At 67.9% G+C, this 20,129-nt stretch carries 23 protein-coding genes; 22 read left to right on the forward strand and 1 reads right to left on the reverse strand.

What is annotated here, in order from left to right:
- The 22 genes from LV82_RS14310 to LV82_RS14410 form a co-directional block, all read left to right on the forward strand.
- Nucleotides 1–1,666 (forward strand): phage terminase large subunit family protein (locus tag LV82_RS14310; RefSeq protein WP_104072837.1); only part of this gene is annotated, 1,666 nt, incomplete at its 5' end.
- A gap of 2 nt (nt 1,667–1,668) precedes the next feature.
- Complete coding sequence (locus LV82_RS14315) at nt 1,669–1,878, forward strand: phage head-tail joining protein (RefSeq protein ID WP_104072839.1); 210 nt, start codon at nt 1,669–1,671, stop codon at nt 1,876–1,878.
- The gene (locus LV82_RS14320) at nt 1,878–3,404 is read left to right on the forward strand and encodes a phage portal protein (protein ID WP_104072841.1); all 1,527 of its coding nucleotides are present in this window, start codon (nt 1,878–1,880) and stop codon (nt 3,402–3,404) included. The genes LV82_RS14315 and LV82_RS14320 overlap by 1 nt, the downstream gene beginning before the upstream one ends.
- A 5-nt stretch (nt 3,405–3,409) precedes the next feature.
- The gene (locus tag LV82_RS14325) at nt 3,410–5,476 is read left to right on the forward strand and encodes a prohead protease/major capsid protein fusion protein (RefSeq protein WP_104072843.1); all 2,067 of its coding nucleotides are present in this window, start codon (nt 3,410–3,412) and stop codon (nt 5,474–5,476) included.
- Nucleotides 5,477–5,555: 79 nt separating this feature from the next.
- Nucleotides 5,556–5,891 (forward strand): DUF2190 family protein, encoded by a 336-nt coding sequence (locus tag LV82_RS14330; RefSeq protein WP_104072845.1) that lies wholly within the window; start codon nt 5,556–5,558, stop codon nt 5,889–5,891.
- The gene (locus tag LV82_RS14335) at nt 5,891–6,202 is read left to right on the forward strand and encodes a head-tail joining protein (RefSeq protein ID WP_104072847.1); all 312 of its coding nucleotides are present in this window, start codon (nt 5,891–5,893) and stop codon (nt 6,200–6,202) included. The genes LV82_RS14330 and LV82_RS14335 overlap by 1 nt, the downstream gene beginning before the upstream one ends.
- A gap of 5 nt (nt 6,203–6,207) precedes the next feature.
- The gene (locus tag LV82_RS14340) at nt 6,208–6,837 is read left to right on the forward strand and encodes a DUF6441 family protein (protein WP_104072849.1); all 630 of its coding nucleotides are present in this window, start codon (nt 6,208–6,210) and stop codon (nt 6,835–6,837) included.
- 163 nt (nt 6,838–7,000) lie between these two features.
- A complete protein-coding gene (locus LV82_RS14345; RefSeq protein ID WP_104072851.1) occupies nt 7,001–7,843 on the forward strand; it encodes a hypothetical protein in 843 nt (280 codons plus the stop codon).
- Between the two features lie 110 nt (nt 7,844–7,953).
- Nucleotides 7,954–8,373, forward strand: coding sequence for an acyl-CoA transferase (locus LV82_RS14350; protein WP_104072853.1), 420 nt, complete (start codon nt 7,954–7,956; stop codon nt 8,371–8,373).
- A gap of 24 nt (nt 8,374–8,397) precedes the next feature.
- The gene (locus tag LV82_RS14355) at nt 8,398–9,336 is read left to right on the forward strand and encodes a phage tail tube protein (RefSeq protein ID WP_104072855.1); all 939 of its coding nucleotides are present in this window, start codon (nt 8,398–8,400) and stop codon (nt 9,334–9,336) included.
- 2 nt (nt 9,337–9,338) lie between these two features.
- Nucleotides 9,339–9,776, forward strand: a complete 438-nt coding sequence (locus tag LV82_RS14360) for a hypothetical protein (protein ID WP_104072857.1) — start codon at nt 9,339–9,341, stop codon at nt 9,774–9,776.
- Between the two features lie 68 nt (nt 9,777–9,844).
- Nucleotides 9,845–10,015 carry a DUF7697 family protein gene (locus LV82_RS14365; RefSeq protein WP_245873178.1) on the forward strand — a complete coding sequence of 57 codons (171 nt, stop codon included), beginning with the start codon at nt 9,845–9,847 and terminating at the stop codon, nt 10,013–10,015.
- Nucleotides 9,996–12,140, forward strand: a complete 2,145-nt coding sequence (locus LV82_RS14370) for a phage tail tape measure C-terminal domain-containing protein (protein WP_104072859.1) — start codon at nt 9,996–9,998, stop codon at nt 12,138–12,140. Before LV82_RS14365 ends, LV82_RS14370 begins: the two co-directional genes overlap by 20 nt.
- 3 nt (nt 12,141–12,143) lie before the next feature.
- Entirely contained in the window at nt 12,144–12,770 is a 627-nt protein-coding gene (locus tag LV82_RS14375) for a DUF2460 domain-containing protein (protein ID WP_104072861.1), read from the forward strand.
- Complete coding sequence (locus LV82_RS14380) at nt 12,767–13,114, forward strand: Clp protease/crotonase-like domain-containing protein (RefSeq protein ID WP_104072863.1); 348 nt, start codon at nt 12,767–12,769, stop codon at nt 13,112–13,114. Before LV82_RS14375 ends, LV82_RS14380 begins: the two co-directional genes overlap by 4 nt.
- Entirely contained in the window at nt 13,107–13,238 is a 132-nt protein-coding gene (locus LV82_RS15245; protein WP_281259921.1) for a hypothetical protein, read from the forward strand. The genes LV82_RS14380 and LV82_RS15245 overlap by 8 nt, the downstream gene beginning before the upstream one ends.
- A gap of 10 nt (nt 13,239–13,248) precedes the next feature.
- Nucleotides 13,249–13,884 (forward strand): lysozyme, encoded by a 636-nt coding sequence (locus LV82_RS14385; RefSeq protein WP_245873179.1) that lies wholly within the window; start codon nt 13,249–13,251, stop codon nt 13,882–13,884.
- Nucleotides 13,885–13,889: 5 nt separating this feature from the next.
- A complete protein-coding gene (locus LV82_RS14390; RefSeq protein WP_104072867.1) occupies nt 13,890–14,120 on the forward strand; it encodes a hypothetical protein in 231 nt (76 codons plus the stop codon).
- A gap of 161 nt (nt 14,121–14,281) precedes the next feature.
- The gene (locus LV82_RS14830) at nt 14,282–14,473 is read left to right on the forward strand and encodes a hypothetical protein (RefSeq protein ID WP_146065186.1); all 192 of its coding nucleotides are present in this window, start codon (nt 14,282–14,284) and stop codon (nt 14,471–14,473) included.
- Nucleotides 14,470–15,354, forward strand: coding sequence for a DUF2163 domain-containing protein (locus LV82_RS14400; protein ID WP_104072870.1), 885 nt, complete (start codon nt 14,470–14,472; stop codon nt 15,352–15,354). The genes LV82_RS14830 and LV82_RS14400 overlap by 4 nt, the downstream gene beginning before the upstream one ends.
- A 38-nt stretch (nt 15,355–15,392) precedes the next feature.
- Nucleotides 15,393–15,845: an NlpC/P60 family protein gene (locus LV82_RS14405; RefSeq protein WP_104072876.1), complete on the forward strand. Its 453-nt coding sequence runs from the start codon at nt 15,393–15,395 to the stop codon at nt 15,843–15,845.
- Nucleotides 15,846–15,854: 9 nt separating this feature from the next.
- On the forward strand, nt 15,855–19,823 hold the full coding sequence (locus tag LV82_RS14410; RefSeq protein WP_104072872.1) for a baseplate multidomain protein megatron: 3,969 nt from the start codon (nt 15,855–15,857) through the stop codon (nt 19,821–19,823).
- Nucleotides 19,824–19,830: 7 nt separating this feature from the next.
- Here LV82_RS14410 and LV82_RS14415 read toward each other — a convergent pair.
- Nucleotides 19,831–20,129: transposase (locus LV82_RS14415; protein WP_146065187.1), on the reverse strand; the 299-nt coding region annotated here is incomplete at its 5' end.

A 20,129-nucleotide genomic window follows, 5' to 3' on the forward strand; every position in this document is an offset into this window, starting at 1 on the left:
GATCCACCAGGCACCGGGGCCGATGCTGGCTGTCCAGCCGACGGTGGAACTGGCGAAACGGAACTCCCGCCAGCGGATCGACCCGCTGATCGACGAGAGCCCGGAACTGCGGGAGCGGGTCAAACCGGCACGCTCGCGGGATGCTGGCAACACGATGCTGTCCAAGGAATTCGCGGGCGGCATCCTGATCATGACCGGTGCGAACTCGGCGGTCGGGCTGCGCTCCACCCCGGCGCGCTACATCTTTCTCGACGAGGTCGACGCCTATCCGGCGTCGGCCGACGAGGAAGGCGATCCGGTGACGCTGGCCGAGGCGCGGTCGCTGACCTTTGCCCACCGGCGCAAGGTGTTCCTGGTCTCGACCCCGACGATCCGGGGGCTCTCCCGGATCGAACGCGAGTTCGAGGCATCGGACCAGCGGCGATACTTCGTGCCGTGCCCGTATTGCGGGCAGATGCAGTGGCTGAAATTCGAGCGGCTACGCTGGGAGAAGGGCCGGCCGGAAACGGCGGACTACCGTTGCGAGGCCTGCGAGGTGCCCATCGCGGAACACCACAAGACGGCGATGTTGCAAGCGGGCGAATGGCGTCCGACCGCCACGGCGGCCGATCCGAACACCGTCGGCTATCACCTCTCGGCGCTCTATTCACCCATCGGCTGGCTGAGCTGGGAGCGGATCGTGCGGGCATGGGAGGCGGCCCAAGGGTCGGACGAGGCAATCAAGGCGTTCCGCAACACGATCCTTGGCGAGACATGGGTCGAGACCGGCGAGGCGCCCGATTGGCAGCTGCTTTACGACCGGCGTGAACGCTGGAATCCGGGCATCGTTCCCGCGGGCGGATTGTTCCTGACCGCCGGGGCGGACGTGCAGAAAGACCGCATCGAGGTCGATGTCTGGGCCTGGGGGCGTGGGCTCGAAAGCTGGCTTGTCGATCACGTGGTGATCGAGGGCGGACCCGACCGGCAGGATGCCTGGGGCGACCTGACCGAATTGCTCAGCCGTACCTGGCCGCATGAGCGCGGCGCGCATCTGAAGATCGCGCGGCTTGCCATCGACACCGGCTACGAGGCTCCGGCGGTCTATGGCTGGGCGCGGGCGGAGGGCTTTGCACAGGTCGCGCCCGTCAAGGGCGTCGAGGGGTTCAATCGGGCAAGCCCGGTCTCCGGGCCGACCTATGTCGACGCCACCGAGGGCGGCAAGCGCCTGCGGCGGGGCGCGCGGCTTTGGACCGTGGCGGTCTCGACGTTCAAGGCCGAAACCTACCGCTTCCTGCGGCTGGCGCGGCCCACGGACGAGGATCTGGCCAAGGGGGCCGAGTTCCCGGCTGGCATGGTGCATCTGCCGCATTGGGTCGAAAACGAATGGCTGAAACAGTTCGTCGCCGAGCAGCTGGTCACGGTGCGCACGAAACGTGGCTTTGCCCGGCTTGAATGGCAGAAGCTGCGGGAGCGCAACGAGGCGCTGGATTGCCGGGTTTATGCCCGCGCCGCCGCCTGGATCGCGGGCGCGGATCGCTGGACAGACGAGAAATGGCGCGACCTCGAGGATCAGCTTGGGGTGGCCGATCCTTCCGCGGATCCCGCGGGGCAAATCAACCGGCAGGCACAGGCATCGCAAGGCAAGCGCCGCTCCGACTGGCTCGGACGGCGCGGGGGATGGTTTTGAACATGGCGGATTGGACGGAAACCGAATTGTCGGCGCTGCGCCGGGCCTATGCCAGCGGCACAACGCGGGTCAGCTATGACGGGAAATCCGTCGATTATGGCTCGGCCGAGGATCTGCTGGTCCGCATCCGGACCATCGAGCGCGCGATCGCGGGGACGACCCGACCGCTGCCGGTGGCCGGTCTCGCGGGCTTCAGCCGTGGTGATCGCTGATGGCAGCGAACTGGTTCGACCGTGCGATTGCCACGGTGGCGCCGCGCGCTGCGGCCCGCCGTGTCCTCGCAAGGCAGGCCTTCGAGACCTTGGCACGAGGTTATGACGGCGCCGCGAAGGGACGTCGCACCGAGGGCTGGCGCGCGCCGGGCACCTCTGCCGACACCGAGATCGGCATTGCCGGGGCGCTCTTGCGCGACCGGATGCGCGATCTGGTACGCAACAACCCGCACGCGGCCAAGGCCGTGTCGGTGCTGGTCAACAATATCGTGGGTGCGGGCATCATGCCGCGCGCCGCGAGCGGCGATGACAAGCTGGACCGCACGGTGGACGCGCTCTTTGCGCGCTGGTCCGAGGCGGCCGATGCCGACGGCCAGCTCGACTTCTACGGGCTGCAAACGCTGATCTGCCGCGAGATGGTCGAGGCGGGCGAGGTGCTGGTGCGCCGACGCCTCCGGCGCGCGAGCGACGGTCTATCCGTACCGCTGCAACTGCAGGTGCTGGAGGCAGACTTCCTCGACGCCACGAAATCCGGCGCCATCGGTGCGGGGCGACTGGTGCAAGGGATCGAGTTCGATGCAATCGGCAAGCGCCGGGCCTATTGGCTGCACGCGGAGCATCCCGGCGATGCCTACGGCGCCCTGCGAGCCGGTGCCAACAGCCGCCCGGTCCCGGCGACCGACATTGCCCATGTCTATGAAAAACAACGCACGCAGGCGCGCGGCGTTCCCTGGGGCGCGCCGGTGATCCGCAGCTTGCGCGATCTCGACGACTACGAGGTGGCCGAGATCGTGCGCAAGAAAACCGAGGCCTGCGTCACCGCCATCGTCTTCGGCGATGACGAAGCCCAGCAGGGCATCGCGCCCGCCGTGGTCGACGCCGATGGCAACCGGGTGGAGCAATTCGAGCCGGGGCTGATCGCCTATGCGCGCGGAGGCAAGGACATCCGCTTCAACCAGCCCGCGGCTACCGGCGGTTACGGCGAATACAAGCGGGCCAGCCTGCACACGATCTCGGCCGGCTTCCGGGTGCCCTACGAGTTGCTGACCGGCGATCTCAGCCAGGTCAACTATTCCTCGATCCGGGCGGGGCTGGTCGAGTTCCGCCGGATGATCGACGCGGTGCAATGGCAGCTCTTCATCCCGATGCTCTGCGCGCCGGTCTGGCGCTGGTTCACCGAAGCGGCATGGGCTGCTGGCCGGATCCCCACGCCGGACGTGCCGGTCGAGTGGTCGCCGCCGAAGTTCGAGGCGGTCGATCCGCAGAAGGACGCGATGGCGAACCTCTTGTCGATCCGCTCGGGCACCATGACGCTGGCCGAGGTGATCGCGCAGCAGGGCCGCAACCCTGACGCGGTGCTGGCCGAGATCGCCGCGACCAACGCAAAACTCGACGCGCTCGGGCTGGTGCTCGACAGCGATCCGCGCCGGGTCACCAAGACCGGCAGCGCGCAGGCGAGTGACCCGGCGAACGATCCGGCCGCTGATCCAGAAACCGACCCGGCGCCGACCGACCAACAGGACTGACCCACATGGACACGATCATCGAAATCCCGGCCCTGCGCCGATCCGCGGAGCTTGCGCCGAACTCGGCCGACAAAGACGCCCGCACCGTCGAGGTGATCTGGTCGGCGGGGGCGCGCGTGCGCCGCGCCACCCTCTTCGGCGAGCCCTATGACGAGGAACTGAGCCTTGATCCGGCCCATGTGCGGCTGGACCGTTTGAACGCGGGGGCACCGTTTCTGAAGGTGCACGAGATCGACACGCTGGATGCGGTGATCGGCTCGGTCGTTCCGGGCTCAGCGCGCATCGAAAACGGGCGCGGCATCGCACAGGTCCGGATCAGCGAGCGCGCCGATGTCGAACCGATCTGGCGCGACATCCAGGCGGGGCACATTCGCGCGGTCTCCATCGGCTACCAGGTTCATCGCTTCGAGGTCTCGAAGTCCGATAGCGGGCGCGAGCTCTGGCGCGCGGTGGACTGGACGCCCTTCGAGGTCTCCGCCGTGCCCGTGGGCGCCGATCCCGCTGCGGGCTTTCGAGCCCATTCTCAACTTCACGACTGCGTCCTCCATCGCCGGGACGTGCAACCCACCACCACAGGAGCCATCCCGATGAGCGACAAGACCGACACCCCGGCCACCGACGCCGCAACCCGCACCATCACCCAGCCGACCGAGCCGGTCGCGACCGAGGACACCGCCATGCCCGAGCCGAAAACCCCCGCGACGGAGCCGCAAACGGCTGCGGTCGAGACCCGCGCGCAGCCGAAACCGCAAAAGCCCGAACTCACCCCGGCGCCTGACGCCGAAGCCGCCGCAACCCGCGCCCGCGAAGCGGAACGCGACCGCGTTTCCACCATCTACGATCTGGCCGGCCGCCTGAACCTCGAGCGCAGCTTTGCCGAGGATCTGGTGAAGCGCGGCACCGATATCGACGAGGCGCGCCGCCTGATCCTCGACCAAGTCGCCGCCAAGTCCGAGGAAACCCGCACCTTCAGCCAGGTGTCGATCCCGCTCGGTGGCCGTGATGAGGCGATCACCCGCCGCGAGGCCGTGGCCAACGCGCTACTGCACCGCTACAGCCCGACGCTCTTCGAGCTCGAGGATGCCGCGCGGCAATATCGCGGCATGACGCTGCTGGAACTGGCGCGCGAGAGCTTGGGCAATGCGGGGGTGAACACGCGGGGCCTGTCGCGCGACGAGGTGGCCACGCGGGCGCTGCATTCGACCTCGGATTTCCCCGAGATCCTCGCCGCCGTCACCAACAAGACCCTGCGCCAAGCCTACGAAGCCTATCCCCGCACCTTCATGCTGTTCTGTCGCCAGGTGCTCGCCACCGACTTCAAGGCCATGCACCGCGTCCAGCTTGGCGAAGCGCCGCAGCTACTGGAGGTCGGCGAGAGTGGCGAGTTCAAGCGCGGCACGCTCGGGGAGTCGAAGGAGAGCTACAAGGTCAAGACCTATGGCCGGGTGGTCGCGATCACGCGCCAGACCCTGATCAACGACGACCTCGACGCCTTCACCCGCATCCCGGCAATGTATGGCAATTCCATCGCCCAGCTGGAGTCGGACGTGGTCTGGGGCATCATCACCGCCAACCCGGCCATGGCCGATGGCAACGCGCTGTTCCACGCCACCCACAAGAACCTCGCCGGCACCGGGGCAGCGCTGGATGTGACCAGCGTGGGTGCGGCGCGGGCCGCCATGGCCAAGCAGACGGGTCTCGACAAGAAGACGGTGCTGAACGTGCGCCCCGCCTACCTGATCGTGCCGGCGGCGTTGGAATTGAAGGCCGAGCAGCTGGTCGCCCAGAACCTGGTGCCTGCCGCGACGTCGAGCGTGGTGCCGCAATCGATCCGCACGCTCACCCCGATCAGCGAACCCCGCCTCGATGCCGCCAGCGCCACCGCCTGGTACCTGGCCGCGAGCCCCAACCAGATCGACACCATCGAGTACGCCTATCTCGAGGGTCAGCAGGGCGCCTATATCGAAACCCGCAACGGCTTCGACGTCGACGGCGTCGAGATCAAGTGCCGCCTCGACTTCGGCGCCAAGGCCATCGACTGGCGCGGCCTCTACAAGAATCCGGGCGCATAAGTCCGGCCTTCCCTGACGTCTGAACCCTGACGGGCGGTCCAACCGGGCCGCCCGTTCCCGTTTGCAAAGGATTCCGCACATGAAGAACTACGTCCAGCCCGGCAACACCATCACGCTCACCGCGCCCTATGCCGTGACCTCCGGCGACGGCCTGCTCGTCGGCTCGATCTTCGGCGTGGCCACCGGGGACGCCGCCAGTGCCGAGACCGTCGAGGTCGCGCTCACCGGTGTCTTCGATCTCAAGAAGGTCGCCAGCCAGGCCTGGTCCGCCGGCGACAAGGTCTATTGGGACAACACCAACAAGGAGGCCACCAAGACCGCAACGGCAAATACCCTGATCGGCGTCGCCGTCACGGCGGTGGCCGGCGGCGCGGGCGACACCATCGGCCGGGTGCGCCTGAACGGAAGCTTCTGATGACCGCCTTCGCCGCCGCCCTCGATGCGCTCTTCGCGGACGCGCATCTCGCGCGCGACGCGGTCTACACCTCCGCTGGCGGCACGCCTGTTCTGGTGCGTGTCGTCTCGCGACAGGCAGATGCCATCACCGACTTCGGCGATGCACGTCTCTGGTCGGAAACCACGAAGGTCGACCTGCGCGTGGCTGAGGTCGCCACCCCGCGCCCCGGCGACCGCATTGAGATCGACGGGGAGGCATTCCTCATCCAGGGCGAGCCCGTCCGCGACCGCGAGCGGCTGGTCTGGACCGTGGACCTGCGCCCGGCCTGACTGCGATGAAGCTGAAGCTCGACATCACCCCCGATCTCGTCGCCGCCATGGCGGCCGAGGTGAAGGCGGGCGAACGCGCCGTCACCGCCGCCATGCGCGAGGCCGGGACCGGGCTCAAGACCGCCTGGCGCGGACAGATCACCGGTGCCGGGCTCGGCCGGCGGCTGGCAAATTCGATCCGGAGCCAGACCTATCCGAAGGCGGGCGAAAGCCTGAACGCGGCTGCGCTGGTGTGGTCCAAGGCCCCGGTCATCGTCGACGCCCATGACACCGGCCCGTTGATCCGCTCGAAGGACGGGTTCTGGCTGGCAATTCCGCTGCCCGCCGCCGGCAAGGGGCGACGCGGGGCGAAGCTGACGCCCGGCGAATGGGAACGCCGCAGCGGTCTGCGCCTGCGCTTCGTCTATCGCCGACGCGGTCCCAGCCTGCTGGTGGCTGACGGGCGGCTGAACACCAAGGGCCTTGGCGTGGCATCGCGATCAAAAACCGGACGCGGCCGTGCCACGGTGCCGATCTTCCTGCTCGTTCCGCAGGTCAAACTGCCGAAGCGATTGGATCTGGACCGTGATGCCGAGCGGGCGCTCGACAGCGTGCCGGGGCTGATCGTGGGGAACTGGGTGGAGGGACGGATCTGATGTCTGCTGTGCCGAGAAAGCCGCCGTTTTCTGCACCCGCAAGTGCAGCTTGAGCGCCTTTCCGGCATGGAAACGAGGTGGCAGTGCGGGAAATAGTTTTCGCTCGACACAGCAAGCTGCGTATAAGGGCGGCAATTCAAGGAAACTCTACAGGGAAGACAGCATGGGCGGCATTGCCTTCGAATTCGATCCCAAGGAAGGCTTGGGCGATGGCTTCCTTACACCGGTCTACTTCGACAACGAGGTGCTGGTGAAGCACCTTTACAGCCCAACAATCGCGGTAGAATTCGCCAGCGAAACCTATGGCACCGTTTACTGGCCTGAACGCTGTATGTCTTTTGGCATCAACTCGAAGGGTGCAGTCATCGCATGGCTGGGAGACTTGAAGGAGCTACCTGTCGCGGAGCAACACCACTGGCGCGAGCACAACATTCCCGCTCAGAACGACATGAGGTCTGAATTTTTCGACGCTCAAATCAACGCGCAATTCACTGTGCCTCCTGTCGGCATCCAAGTCATCAATGCCTTGGAAGAATGGACTACCGCCTTCGCCCGCAAGAACGGAACAGAGCTCTACAAGCCGAAGGCGTTTGAGGACCGCATCGAAGCCGTAAGGCGCTACCGCCGCATCATTATCAATTCCGAGGACGACTTCATTCGCTTTGTCAGCGAATTGAACGAGATCATCAACGAGAACGTCAACAATGATCAGATCCGAAAATTCCTCAAAGCGAATAACGTTACGCCCAAAGACGGCTTCAAGGGCAACAAGCTCCTAGAGATGACTTATCGGGACGTACTCGGCGACACAAAGAACCTCATCGCACCATTCTTCTGGCTCTATGATTTGCGTCTGTGGGCAGACCACGACATGGGCGACGACAAGCTCAAGGGCGTCGCAACGAAACTCGGGATTGCAGACCTGAAGGACTTTGAAGCGATCTTCACCAAATTGCTTGAACACCTCCGAGACACTTTGGCCGCGTTGAAAGCCGCCTATGGTTGACTGAGTGAGCTTGAAGATCCTCTTTGGGTAAAGTGCTTTTGCATAGACACGTTCGCTGCGCCCAATCCGACTGTCAGTAATTGGCTCCTTTCGCCCAATTCGAGCATGATATGCCCACCCCTCGCGAAACCATCCTCGCCGCGCTGCACGCGCGGCTCTCGGCGCTGCCCGCCACCGCACTCCGCGGCGAGGTGTTGCCAGAGCGCGTGCCGACGGAAGGTCTCCTGATCCTGCGCGACGGCGAACCGGGGGAGCCGGAGGTGACGCTCTCACCGCTCGCGTACCACTACCAACACCGGGCCGAGATCGAGGCGGTGGTGCAGGGCGCAACCCGAGACGCCGCCTTCGACACGCTCTGCGCCAGCGTTGGCACGGCGCTCGCCGCCGACCGCACGCTGGGCGGGCTTTGCGACTGGGTCGAGGCGGAAGCGCCGCGGCCGGTCGATCTGCCGGTCGAGGGCGCGGCGAGCCTCAAGGCGGCGGTGATACCCGTCGTCCTGCACTACACCACGGCCGATCCCTTGGCCTGACCGCAACAACCTTAGGAGAACACCATGGCACGCGCCCAAGGGGCGCGGTCGCAGCTCGCGGCCGCGTTCGAGACGACCTATGGCACCGCGCCGACTTCGGGCTTCATGCAGATGCCCTTTGCCAGCGCTTCGCTGGGGGCTGAACAGCCGCTCTTGGCCTCCGAGCTTCTCGGCTATGGCCGCGATCCGCTGGCTCCAATCAAGGACGCGGTGACGGCGGATGGCGACATCACCGTTCCGCTCGACGCCGAGGCCTTCGGCTTCTGGCTCAAGGCGGCGTTCGGGGCGCCGACCACGACGGGCACCACTAACAAGACCCACACCTTCAAGTCGGGGTCCTGGTCGCTCCCCAGCATGGCGATCGAAGTCGCGATGCCGGAGATCCCGCGTTTCGCCATGTACACCGGCTGCGTGCTGGACCAGCTGAGCATCGCGATGCAGCGCTCCGGCCTGTTGACGGCGGACGTCAAGCTGGTGGCGCAGGGGGAGAACGTCGCCACGGCCACGGCGGCTGGCACGCCAACGGCCTACGCTCTCCAACGCTTCGGCCACTTCAACGGCGCGATCAAGCGCAACGGCACGGCGCTTGGCAACATCGTCTCGGCGGACCTGACCTATGCCAACAATGTAGAGCGCATCGAGACCATCCGCAACGATGGCCGCATCGACGGCGCGGACCCCTCCATCGCCGCGCTGACCGGCAAGATCGACGTGCGCTTTGCGGACACGACGCTGATGGACCAGGCGCTGAACGGGACGGCGGCGAGCCTCGAGTTCTCGTGGGTAATTTCGGCGAATGTGAGCCTGACCATCACCGCCCATGCCGTCTACCTGCCGCGCCCTCGGGTGGAAATCCAAGGGCCGCAGGGCATCCAGGCCAGCTTCGACTGGCAGGCGGCCTACGATTCCGTCGCCGGGCAGATGTGCACGGTCGTTCTCAAGAACCAGGTGAGCAGTTATTGACCATGCGGAAAATCGATCTTTCCAATGAGCCGACATGGCTCGATCTCGGCCATGGCGTGCGGGTGCAACTGCGCCCGCTGACCACAGCGCTGATGGTGGCGACGCGCAGCGATCCGGCCGTCGAGGCGGTGCCCGACGAGGCTTCCGACGAAGAGCGCGCCGTCGCTTTCGCCAAGGCGCTGGCCCGCCGCGCGGTGCTTGCCTGGGAAGGAGTGGGCGACGCCGACGGCAATCCCATCGATCCCAGCCCCGAGGCCATCGACGCGCTCCTGGACATCTGGCCGATCTTCGAGGCCTTCCAGCTCGCCTACGTCTCGAAGGGCCTGTTGCTGGAGCAGGAAAAAAACGCCTCCGCGCTCTTGCCGACTGGTCCTTCGGCGGGGGCGAGCGATACTGCGAGGCCTGCGAAGGGCCGTGCCAGGACTGCCCGGCGCGGCTGAACCGGCCGCTCACGTATGAGGGCTGGCAGGTCTGGGACCTGGTTGGTCGCCTCGGCGGCCAGCTGCGCGTGCTGCCCGGCGCCGTAATCGGCTGGGACCTCACCGCCGCGCTCGTGCTCGGCGATGCCCTCGGTGTGCCGCCCGCAGCCGTGGCCGAACTGCTGCCCGTCATCGAAGCGGTAATGGTCGCCAAGCTCAACGAACAGATGGAACACGCGCATGGCCGAGAAGAGGGTTAGCGTCCGCCTCGCCGCAGTCGGCGGCCGACAGGTGCGCGCCGAGTTGGAAGGTGTCGGCGAGGCCGGCGCCCGCGGCTTTGGGCGTCTCAGCCGCGAGATGGAAGCGGCCAACACCCGGCTCGCGGGCTTCGCGCGGCGGGTGCGCATCGCGGCAGCGGCGGCGGTCGCTGCTGCCACGGCCGCCGGCGTTGCCATGGTCCGCTCCGGCCTCTCGAGCGTCGATGCGCAGGCCAAGCTGGCACAGTCTCTGGGCACCACGGTCGCCTCGGTCCAGACGCTGGAGCGTGCGGGGGAACTCGCCGGCGTGTCGATGTCCGGCATCGAACAGGCGACAAAGGACCTGACTCGACGGCTGAGCCAGGCGGCTGCCGGAACCGGCCCCGCCGCGCAAGCTCTTGAGCGGCTGGGGCTCTCGGCCTCCGACCTGCTGGCCCTGCCGCTGGACGAGCGGGTGGGTGCGATCAATGCCGCCATCGAAGACTTCGTGCCAGCCGCCGAGCGTGCCGCCGTCGCGGGCCAGCTGTTCGGCGAGGAAGGCTCCATTGCCATGAGCCGGATCGACACCGCGACGCTGCGGCAGGCGACCGAGGACGTGCGCGCCTTCGGCGTCGTGGTCTCGGAGCAGGATGCCGAGCAGATCGAGCGCACCAATGACGCCATCTCCCGGCTCGGGCTGATCTGGCGGGGGCTGTCGAACCAGCTCGCCGTTGCCGCGGCGCCCGCGCTCGAAGCGGTGGCGGATGCGATGGCCGCGCTCGCCAGCCGCACCGGGCCGCTGGGTCAGGCGATCACGGGTCTGTTCGAGAACATCGGTCGCCTGACCACCTACGCCGCGACCTTTGCCAGCTTCCTCGCCAGCCGCTGGGTTGCCGGACTGGCTGCGGCCGCGCTGTCCGTTCGTGGTCTCGCCACGGCGCTCGTGGTCCTGCGCGGGGCGCTCATCCGCACCGGGATCGGCGCCCTGATCGTCGGCGCGGGCGAGCTGATATACCAGTTCACCAGGCTCGTGCGTGGCGCCGGCGGCTTTGGCGAGGCGCTCGAGCTCATGGGTAATGTCGCGAAGGCGGTCTGGGACGGGATCAAGGTCACCGTCACCTCCTTCGTCGATGATTTCCGGGCTATGCGCGCCGACATCGAGGCCATATGGCTGCGGCTCATGGCGTTCCTGTCGCAAAAATGGGCCGACTTCCTCGCCCAGATCGGGCCGACTTTCAACGCGGTCTCGGAGCGGCTCGGGGCGGACGCACGCATCGACGTCTTAGGGGCGCAGAGCTACGCCTCCTACCTCGACCATGCCGCCAGCAACGCGGGCCACCAGGCCGATGCCCTTCGCAGTCGCGCAACTGACACTCGTGCACATGCCTTCGACGGCGTGCGCGAGGCGGTTGATGCGCTCCGGGCCGCTATGCGGGCAAGTGGCGAGGACGGTTCGGATGCGCTCGACCAAGCCGCTGAGGCGGCCGACCGGGTGACGGAGGCGCTGGACACCGCCGGTCAGGCGGGTCGCGCTGCGGGCGCAGCCAATGCCGATGGCGCGGACCAGGCGGCAACCGGCTGGGCAGCCGTCACCGCGACGCTGGCCGATTACGCCGCCAAGGCCCGCGACATCGGCGCCGATATCGGCCAGAGCCTCGTCGGCGCCTTCCACAGCGCCGAGGACGCGGTCGCGGAGTTCGTGAAGTCCGGCAAGCTCGACTTCCGCGATCTGGTGACATCGCTCATCGCCGATCTGGCGCGGCTCGCAGCCCGGCGGTTCATTCTCGGCCCCATCGCCAGCGCCCTCGGTGGCATCCTCGGCGGCGCGGGCGGGCTGTTTGCCAACGTCCTGCATGCGGGCGGGATGGTCGGATCCGAAGGACGCGCGCGCATGGTCCCGGCCATGGCCTTCGCCGGCGCGCCTCGGATGCACGGTGGAGGTTGGGCCGGTCTTCGGCCCGACGAGGTGCCTGCGATCCTGCAGCGCGGCGAACGCGTGCTCTCGCGCCAGGAGGCACAGGCTTACGGCGCCGGTGGCGGCGTCACCATCAATATCAATACCCGCGATGCCGAGAGCTTCCGGCAGTCCCGGACCCAGATCGCGGCGGACATTGCCCGCGCGGTCTCGCTTGGCCGGAGGGGGCTTTAGGCGATGGCATTCCACGAGGTGCGGTTTCCGGACGACATCAGCCGGGGTGCGCGCGGCGGGCCGGAACGGCGCACGCAGATCGTCGAGCTGGCCTCGGGCGACGAGGAACGCAACGCCAGCTGGGCCAACTCACGTCGCCGCTACGATGTCGCCTATGGCATCCGTCGGGCGGACGATCTGGCGGCGGTGGTCGCCTTCTTCGAGGCACGGAACGGACGGCTCTATGGGTTTCGGTTCAAGGACTGGGCGGATTACAAGTCGTGCCTGCCATCGCAGACGCCATCTGCGACCGATCAGGCGATCGGTACCGGGGATGGCACGACCACCGACTTCCAACTGGTCAAGGTCTACAGTTCGGGCAGCCAGACCTGGACCCGGGCCATCACCAAGCCGGTCGCAGGCACGGTACGTATCGCCATTGATGGCAGCGCACAGGCAAGCGGCTGGGCGGTCGACACCACCACCGGCCTCGTCACCTTCAACACCGCCCCGGCTTCTGGCGCCGCCATCACCGCCGGCTTCGAGTTCGAGGTCCCGGTCCGCTTCGACACCGACACGCTCGACGTCACCCTCGATCTCGAACGCCTCGGCTCCATCACCTCCATCCCGCTCCTGGAGATCCGGCGATGAACGACAATACCGGCTTCGTCGCGACGGTGCTGCGCGATCTTGCGGCCTCTACCGCCGTGATCCTCGCCGCCTGGGGCGCGCTCGGTGGAGCCACCAACGCACTGACCACGAAGATGCGCCTGCGCGATGCGCTGCGCCACATCCTGCTCGGCGGGCTGATCGCGGCCGGGATGGGGAGCCTCTCCATGGCCGTCATCACCAGCTGGCTGAACCTGCCGCCAGAGGCGATCCCGGCCGGGGGCGCCGCCGGTTCCGCTGCCTATCTGGTCGGCGTCTTCGGCCCGGCGGTGATCGAACTGGTGCTCGCCCGCCTTCGCCAGGCGCGGGAGGGCGGCGATGACTGAGCTCGTCCGTGTCCTGCGCGGCCTGCGGCGGCTGACCGACGACCCGCGCGACGCCTTTGCTCACCGCCTGCGCATCGGCCTCGCCATCGCCGCGCTGATCCTGATCCTCTCGCTCCTGAGGTAACCCAATGCACATGACTGACCGGGGCCTTCTGGCCGTTGCCCGGCACGAGGGTATCGTGCCCGGGCCCTACCGCGATTCCACCGGCACTTGGACCTTTGGCATCGGCCACACGGCCGCGGCCGGGCCGCCCGATCCGGTGACCTTGCCACGCGGGATGCCTGACGATCTCGACGCGGCAATACGCGAGGCGCTTAGGGTGTTTCGCACCGATCTGGCCCACTACGAAGCCGACGTCCGGCGCGCCGTGACCGTGCCGCTCGAACCCCACGAGTTCGATGCGCTGGTCTCCTTCCACTACAACACCGGCGGCATTGCCAGGGCGGCGCTGACCCGGCACCTCAATGCCGGCAATCGCGTCGCAACCGCCGACGCGTTCCTGAACTGGCGCAAGCCCGCCTCGATCATCCCGCGCCGGAAGGCCGAGCGCGACCTGTTCCGTGATGGCCGCTACCCCACCGGCACGATACCGGTCTGGTCGGTGGATCAGACCAGCCGTGTCGACTTCTCGCGACCAATCCGCCGCCTGACCGAAACGCAAGCGCTGGACTTGCTGCACCCTGGCAAACCCCGATCCAACCCCAACACGCCGACCAACTGGATCGCCAGGTTGGTCACTTTCCTTTCCACCCTGATCCGGAGGACCTGATCCCCATGCGCTACATCCGACCCAAATCCCTGACATGGTGGGCGGGGCTGCTCGCCATGCTCAGCGGCATTGCATCGGTCACGCTGCCCGCCACCGGGCCGCTTGCCGAACTGTCCCGCCTCGTCGCGCTGCTCGCGGGCTCTGGCGATGCCTCGCCTGCGGGGCTGATCTTCCTCGGTCTCGGCCTGATCGGCCTGCGCGACCGGATCGAGCGGGGGTTTCGGGGCGATGACTGAGTTCCTGATCTGGTTGGTGGCCGCTCTGGGCGCGGTCGGGGGCATCGTCCTCGGCCGGGTCTGGGGCCGGGTGGAAGGTAAACGCGCAGGCAAACGGGGGGCGGAACGTGATGCGATGGAGGAGACGATCGGACGCGCCGAGCGCGGGCGTGAAGCGCTTAGTGACGGCCGCGACGCTGGCGATCCTGCTGAACGGCTGCGCCGCAACGACGGCCGGTGGTAATGCAGGCTGCATTTCCTATGCCGAGGCCCGGCTGGCACGACCACCTGCGGCGACTGTCGCCACCGTTCCGCCGGACTGGGCGCGCTGGATCGCCGATCTGGACGACCGCATGACGGGAACCTGCCGATGAAATCCCTCTCGCCCTCGCTGCAGGCCCATCTCGAAGAGGGGACGACCACGCTCGCCTGGTGCTGGCGGATCGCCCGCGCCGACGGCGTCACCTTCGGCTTCACCGATCACGACCGGACGCTCAGTTTCGACGGCACCGACTTCGAGTCCGAGAGCGGGCTCACGGCCTCCGAGGTGCGGTCGGGCTCGGACTTGTCGGTCGATGCGCAGGACGCCGAGGGCGTGCTGACCTCGGACCGGATCAGCGAGGCCGACATCCTGGACGGCCGCTGGGACAATGCCGAGGTCGAAGTCTGGCGGGTGAACTGGGCCGATACGAGCCAGCGCGTGCTGATGCGGCGCGGAGCCATCGGACAGATCCGGCGTGGGCGGCTGGCCTTCGTCGCCGAGGTCCGCTCCCTCGCGCACGTGCTGGGCCAGACGATCGGGCGGACCTTCCAGGCGACCTGCGATGCCGAGCTTGGCGACGCGCGCTGCGGCGTTGATCTCGGAGATCCGGCCTTCAAGGGGACGGGCGCGGTGATCGATCTCCTGCGCGACCGGGCCTTCACCGCTTCGGGGCTCGGCGGGTTCGCCTCCGGCTGGTTCACCTTCGGCACAGTCGAATGGTCCAGCGGCGCGAACGCGGGACGTCGCGCGGAAGTGCTGGGCCACGACGTCACGGATGGCGTCGTGATCCTGACCCTGCTCGAGGCCCCGGTGCGCGCGGTGGCCGAGGGAGATGCCTTCATCATCCGCGCCGGCTGCGACAAGCGCATGGAGACCTGCGGCGCCAAGTTCGCCAACACGGCCAACTTCCGCGGCTTCCCGCACATCCCCGGCCAGGACACGATCCTGCGCTATGCGACGACGGACGGCGGCCATGACGGAGGCGTGCTGTGACCAACGTCGTTTCCAGCGGAAACGACGGGCGGCAGTGCATCGCTTCGCGATGCGCGAGAGCCACCGCCGATCCCGACAAGGTAATTGCGGCAGCGCGAGCGTGGCTGGGAACGCCCTACCACGACCAGGCAAGCATCAAGGGCGTGGGCTGCGACTGCCTCGGCCTCGCCCGGGGCGTCTGGCGCGAGGTCGTCGGCCCCGAGCCGTTCCCGATCCCGCCCTACAGCCGCGACTGGGGCGAGACCGGACCGCGCGAGGTTCTGGCCGAGGGCGCGCGTCGGATGATGATCGAGGCACCGCCCGCCGAGGCGGGTCCGGGCGCTCTGGTGCTGTTTCGCATGAAGCCGCGGGCCATCGCGAAGCATGTCGGGATCCTGACCGGGCCCGACAGCTTCCTCCACGCCTACGAGCGGCTCGGCGTGATCGAGGAACCGCTCACCCCATCCTGGCGGCGGCGCGTCGCCTTCGCCTTCCTGTTTCCGCAACGCTGAGTTCCAAGCATGGCCACCCTCGTTCTTGGCGCGGCCGGCGCCGCTATTGGCGGCAGCATCGGCGGCGCGATCCTCGGCGTCAGCGCCGCGACCATCGGCGGCTTCGTCGGCTCCACCATCGGCTCGGTCGTCGACAGCTGGATCGTCTCATCGCTGGCGCCGACCCAGCGCATCGAGGGGCCGCGGCTCGATTCCTTGCGGATCACGTCCTCGACCGAGGGCGCTGTGATCCCGCGTGTCTACGGGCGCATGCGGATGGGCGGCAACATCATCTGGGCGACCGACTTCCGCGAGGAGACCAAGACCACCACGCAGGGCGGCGGAAAAGGCGGCGGAGGCGGCGGCAAGGTCAAGACCACCGAGTATCTCTACTATGCTTCCTTCGCCGTGGCGATCTGCGAGGGGCCGATCACCGGCATCGGGCGCGTCTGGGCCGATGGCAAGCCGATGGACCTCTTCGGCGTCACCTGGCGCTGGTATCCCGGCGACGAGAGCCAGACCGCCGATCCGTTCATCGCCGCGAAGATGGGCGCGGCCAGCACCCCCGCCTATCGCGGCACCGCCTATGTCGTCTTCGAGGATCTGCCGCTGGGCAACTACGGCAACCGCCTGCCGCAGCTCTCCTTCGAGGTCTTCCGCCCGCAAGCCGATCCCGACACCGCCGAGGGGCTGACGCAGGCCGTCACCATGATCCCGGCCTCGGGCGAGTTCACCTATGCGACGCAGGGCATCCGCAAAGGCAGCGGCGGCGCGCAGATGCCTGAGAACCTGAACGCGCTATCGGACACCGCCGACATGGTGGTGGCGCTGGACCGGCTACAGGCGATGGCTCCTGCGGTCGAGAGCGTCAGCCTAGTGGTCGCCTGGTTCGGCGATGACCTGCGCGCGGGATCCTGCAAGGTGCGGCCGGGCGTCGAGGTCTCGGCCAAGTCGACCACGCCCGCCAGCTGGTCCGTGAACGGCGTCAGCCGCGCCAGCGCCTTCCTCGTCAGCCGCGACGAAGAGGGCCGCCCGGTCTATGGCGGCACGCCGTCCGACTTCGCGGTGGTTCAGGCCATCCAGGAGCTGAAGGCGCGCGGACTGCGCGTCACCTTCTATCCCTTCATCCTGATGGACGTGCCGCCCGGCAACACGCTGCCGAACCCGTATTCCGACAATGCCGCCGAGGCGGGCCAGCCCGCGTTCCCCTGGCGCGGCCGGATCACCTGTTCGCCCGCGGCGGGCCATGCCGGGAGCGTGGACAAGACGGCTACTGCCGCCAGCCAGGTGGCGGCCTTCTTCGGCGCCGCCAGCCCCTCCGACTTCGCGATCTCGGGCGACACGGTCTCCTGGACCGGCCCGTCCGGCGACTGGGGTCTGCGCCGCATGGTGCTGCACTACGCCCATCTCTGCACAGCGGCGGGCGGGGTCGATGCTTTCCTGATCGGCTCCGAGATGCGCGGACTGACCACCATTCGCTCGGACGCGAGTAACTATCCCGCGGTGGCGCAGCTTCAAAGCCTCGCGGCCGATGTGCGCTCTATCCTCGGGCCCGGAACGGCGATCAGCTACACTGCCGACTGGTCGGAATACTTCGGCCATCAGCCCGGCGATGGCTCGGGCGACGTGTTCTTCCACCTCGACCCGCTCTGGGCGGACGGCAACGTCGATTTCATCGGAATCGACAACTACATGCCGCTCTCCGACTGGCGCGACGGGTTCGAGCATGCCGACGCGGCCGAGGGCTGGCCCGCGATCTATGACCGGGCCTATCTGCAGGCGAACATCGCGGGCGGCGAAGGCTTCGACTGGTTCTATGCCTCGGCCGCGGATCGGTCGGCGCAGGTCCGCACGCCGATCACCGATGGCGCCGCCGGCAAGCCATGGGTCTTCCGCTACAAGGATCTGCACGCCTGGTGGTCGAACCCGCATTTCAATCGTCCCGGCGGGGTGGAGAGCGGCACGCCGACGGCATGGGTGCCGCAATCCAAGCCCATCCGCTTCACCGAGCTGGGCTGCCCGGCCATCGACCGGGGCACCAACCAGCCCAACGTCTTCTTCGACCCGAAATCGTCCGAGAGCTTCACGCCGCATTTCTCGCGGGGCTGGCGCGACGACACAATCCAGCGCGCCTATCTCGAGGCGACCTATCTCTTCTGGGGCGAGGCCGCCAGCAACCCGCTCTCCTCGGTCTACGGCGGCCGGATGGTCGATGTCCCCGAATGCGCGGCCTGGACCTGGGACGCCCGTCCGTACCCGTTCTTTCCCGAACTGACCGATGTCTGGACGGATGGCCCCGATTGGCGGCTTGGCCACTGGCTGACGGGGCGGCTCGGCGCAGTGTCGCTCGCCGCTCTCGTACGGCACCTCTGCCTGCGCGCCGGGCTGCCGGAGGACCGCATCGACGTCACCGGCCTCTGGGGCGCGGTGGAGGGCTACGTGATCGGCGCGCTCGAAAGCCCTCGCGCTTCGATCACCATGCTGGCGCGCCACTTCGGCTTCGACGCCGTCGAGACCGAGGGCGTGATCCGTTTCGTGATGCGCGGCCGGGCCGCGGTGGCAAGCGTCACCCCCGACGATCTGGTCGCCGCCCGCGAGGGCGACGTCCTCGAACTCACCCGCGGCCAGGAGACCGAGCTGCCGCAGGCCCTGAAGTGGCAGGTCGCCCGCGCGGACGAGGACTACGAGGCCGCGCAGGTCGAGGCCCGGCGCATCACCGTCGACACGACGCGGATCGCCTCCGAGAGCTTCCCCATGGCAGTGCCGCCCGAGGAAGCCGAGCGCCGCTGCCGCCGTGCACTGATGGAATCCTGGACGGGCCGGGAAAGCGCGGTGTTCCGCCTGCCGCCCTCGCGGCTCGCGCTCGACCCGGCCGACGTGATCCAACTCGGGCATGACGGTCGGTCCATCCCTCTGCGGCTTATCTGGATTGCCGATGCCGACGCGCGGGGCATCGAGGCCGTGCGTCAGGACCGGGAGGCCTATGATCTGCCGCCCGGTTCTCCGCGACCCTCGGCGCTGTCGCAAGCGGTTGTCTTTGGCGCGCCTGAGGCGGTCCTCCTCGACCTGCCGCAGCTCACCGAGGACCAGCCCGCGCATCGGCCCTTCGTGGCAGCCCACGCCGTTCCCTGGCCGGGCGAGATCGCGGCGTTCCGCAGCCCCACGACGGACGGGTTCGAGCTGCTCACCAGCTTCGGCACGCGCGCCCAGATCGGGACGCTGGTCTCGGACTTCTACGCGGGCCCAACCTCGCGCTTCGATCTCGGAAACGTGCTCGTGGTCGATCTTCTGTCCGGCACGTTGGAAAGCGTCACGGACCTGACCTTGTTCGGCGGAGCGAATGCGCTCGCCATCGAGAGCACGCCCGGCGTCTGGGAGATCGTCCAGGCGGGCGCGGCCGAGCTGATCGCGACTGGCCGGTATCGGCTGACCCGCTTGCTGCGTGGCCAGAGCGGCACTGAGGGTGCGATGGGTAACCCAACCCCTGCCGGCGCCCGCGTCGTAGTGCTCGACGACAGCCTCGCCTCTCTGCCGATAACCGAGGCCGATCTCGGCATCCCTTGGAACTGGCGCATCGGCCCGGCGAGCCGTCCGGTCAGCGACGAGACCTATGTCGCGCAGACCTTCACGCCCGCGGGTGTGGGGCTTCGGCCGTTCTCCGTCGCCCATGTCGAGCAGCCGTGGCGCAAGCCGCGCACGCCCGGCGATCTTACAATCCAGTGGACACGCCGGTCCCGCGCGCTGGCGGCCGACAGCTGGGGCGGGCTTGAGGTGCCGCTCGGAGAAGAACTTGAAGCCTACGAGGTCGAGATCCTGGACGGCGCGACCGTGAAACGGGTGTTGAGCACGGCCACCACCAGCGCGATCTACACCGCCGCCCAGCAGGCCGCCGATTGGGGCGCGCCGCTCGGCCCGGGCGACACCCTTACCGTTCGCATCTTCCAGCTCTCCGCCCTAGTTGGCCGAGGCGCACCGAAAACCGTTACGCTCACGTTCTGAGTATCCGTCATGCGCAAGCGCGATTTGCGACCCAGAAGCGATCTGCCTTGACGAGTGCGTTTGCGGTTTCGATCAGCTTGCGCATGAGGGCCACAAGGGCGACCTTGGCGGGTTTTCCGGCAGCGCGGAGCGCGGTGTATTTGGCCCTGAGATCCGGGTTGAAGCGCATGGCGACGAGAGCGGGCATGTAGAGCGCGTCGCGTAGCGGCTTGCGCCCGCCGCTGATGAAGGACTTGCCCTTCCACTGGCCGGACTCGCGGCAGTGAGGAACCAGCCCGGCCAGGCTTCCGGCCTGTTTGCGTCCCA

The organism is Albidovulum inexpectatum (genome assembly GCF_002927635.1).
GTDB classification, from domain to species: Bacteria; Pseudomonadota; Alphaproteobacteria; order Rhodobacterales; family Rhodobacteraceae; genus Albidovulum; species Albidovulum inexpectatum.

Bases quoted from the DNA above. Each gene is read 5' to 3' on its own strand.
- LV82_RS14400 (WP_104072870.1), top strand. From the start codon at position 14,470: ATGAAATCCCTCTCGCCCTCGCTGCAGGCCCATCTCGAAGAGGGGACG.
- LV82_RS14325 (WP_104072843.1), top strand. From the start codon at position 3,410: ATGGACACGATCATCGAAATCCCGGCCCTGCGCCGATCCGCGGAGCTT.
- LV82_RS14345 (WP_104072851.1), top strand. From the start codon at position 7,001: ATGGGCGGCATTGCCTTCGAATTCGATCCCAAGGAAGGCTTGGGCGAT.
- LV82_RS14320 (WP_104072841.1), top strand. From the start codon at position 1,878: ATGGCAGCGAACTGGTTCGACCGTGCGATTGCCACGGTGGCGCCGCGC.
- LV82_RS14360 (WP_104072857.1), top strand. From the start codon at position 9,339: ATGCGGAAAATCGATCTTTCCAATGAGCCGACATGGCTCGATCTCGGC.
- LV82_RS14370 (WP_104072859.1), top strand. From the start codon at position 9,996: ATGGCCGAGAAGAGGGTTAGCGTCCGCCTCGCCGCAGTCGGCGGCCGA.
- LV82_RS14340 (WP_104072849.1), top strand. From the start codon at position 6,208: ATGAAGCTGAAGCTCGACATCACCCCCGATCTCGTCGCCGCCATGGCG.
- LV82_RS15245 (WP_281259921.1), top strand. From the start codon at position 13,107: ATGACTGAGCTCGTCCGTGTCCTGCGCGGCCTGCGGCGGCTGACCGAC.
- LV82_RS14355 (WP_104072855.1), top strand. From the start codon at position 8,398: ATGGCACGCGCCCAAGGGGCGCGGTCGCAGCTCGCGGCCGCGTTCGAG.
- LV82_RS14330 (WP_104072845.1), top strand. From the start codon at position 5,556: ATGAAGAACTACGTCCAGCCCGGCAACACCATCACGCTCACCGCGCCC.
- LV82_RS14410 (WP_104072872.1), top strand. From the start codon at position 15,855: ATGGCCACCCTCGTTCTTGGCGCGGCCGGCGCCGCTATTGGCGGCAGC.
- LV82_RS14385 (WP_245873179.1), top strand. From the start codon at position 13,249: ATGACTGACCGGGGCCTTCTGGCCGTTGCCCGGCACGAGGGTATCGTG.
- LV82_RS14380 (WP_104072863.1), top strand. From the start codon at position 12,767: ATGAACGACAATACCGGCTTCGTCGCGACGGTGCTGCGCGATCTTGCG.
- LV82_RS14315 (WP_104072839.1), top strand. From the start codon at position 1,669: ATGGCGGATTGGACGGAAACCGAATTGTCGGCGCTGCGCCGGGCCTAT.
- LV82_RS14350 (WP_104072853.1), top strand. From the start codon at position 7,954: ATGCCCACCCCTCGCGAAACCATCCTCGCCGCGCTGCACGCGCGGCTC.
- LV82_RS14335 (WP_104072847.1), top strand. From the start codon at position 5,891: ATGACCGCCTTCGCCGCCGCCCTCGATGCGCTCTTCGCGGACGCGCAT.
- LV82_RS14390 (WP_104072867.1), top strand. From the start codon at position 13,890: ATGCGCTACATCCGACCCAAATCCCTGACATGGTGGGCGGGGCTGCTC.
- LV82_RS14375 (WP_104072861.1), top strand. From the start codon at position 12,144: ATGGCATTCCACGAGGTGCGGTTTCCGGACGACATCAGCCGGGGTGCG.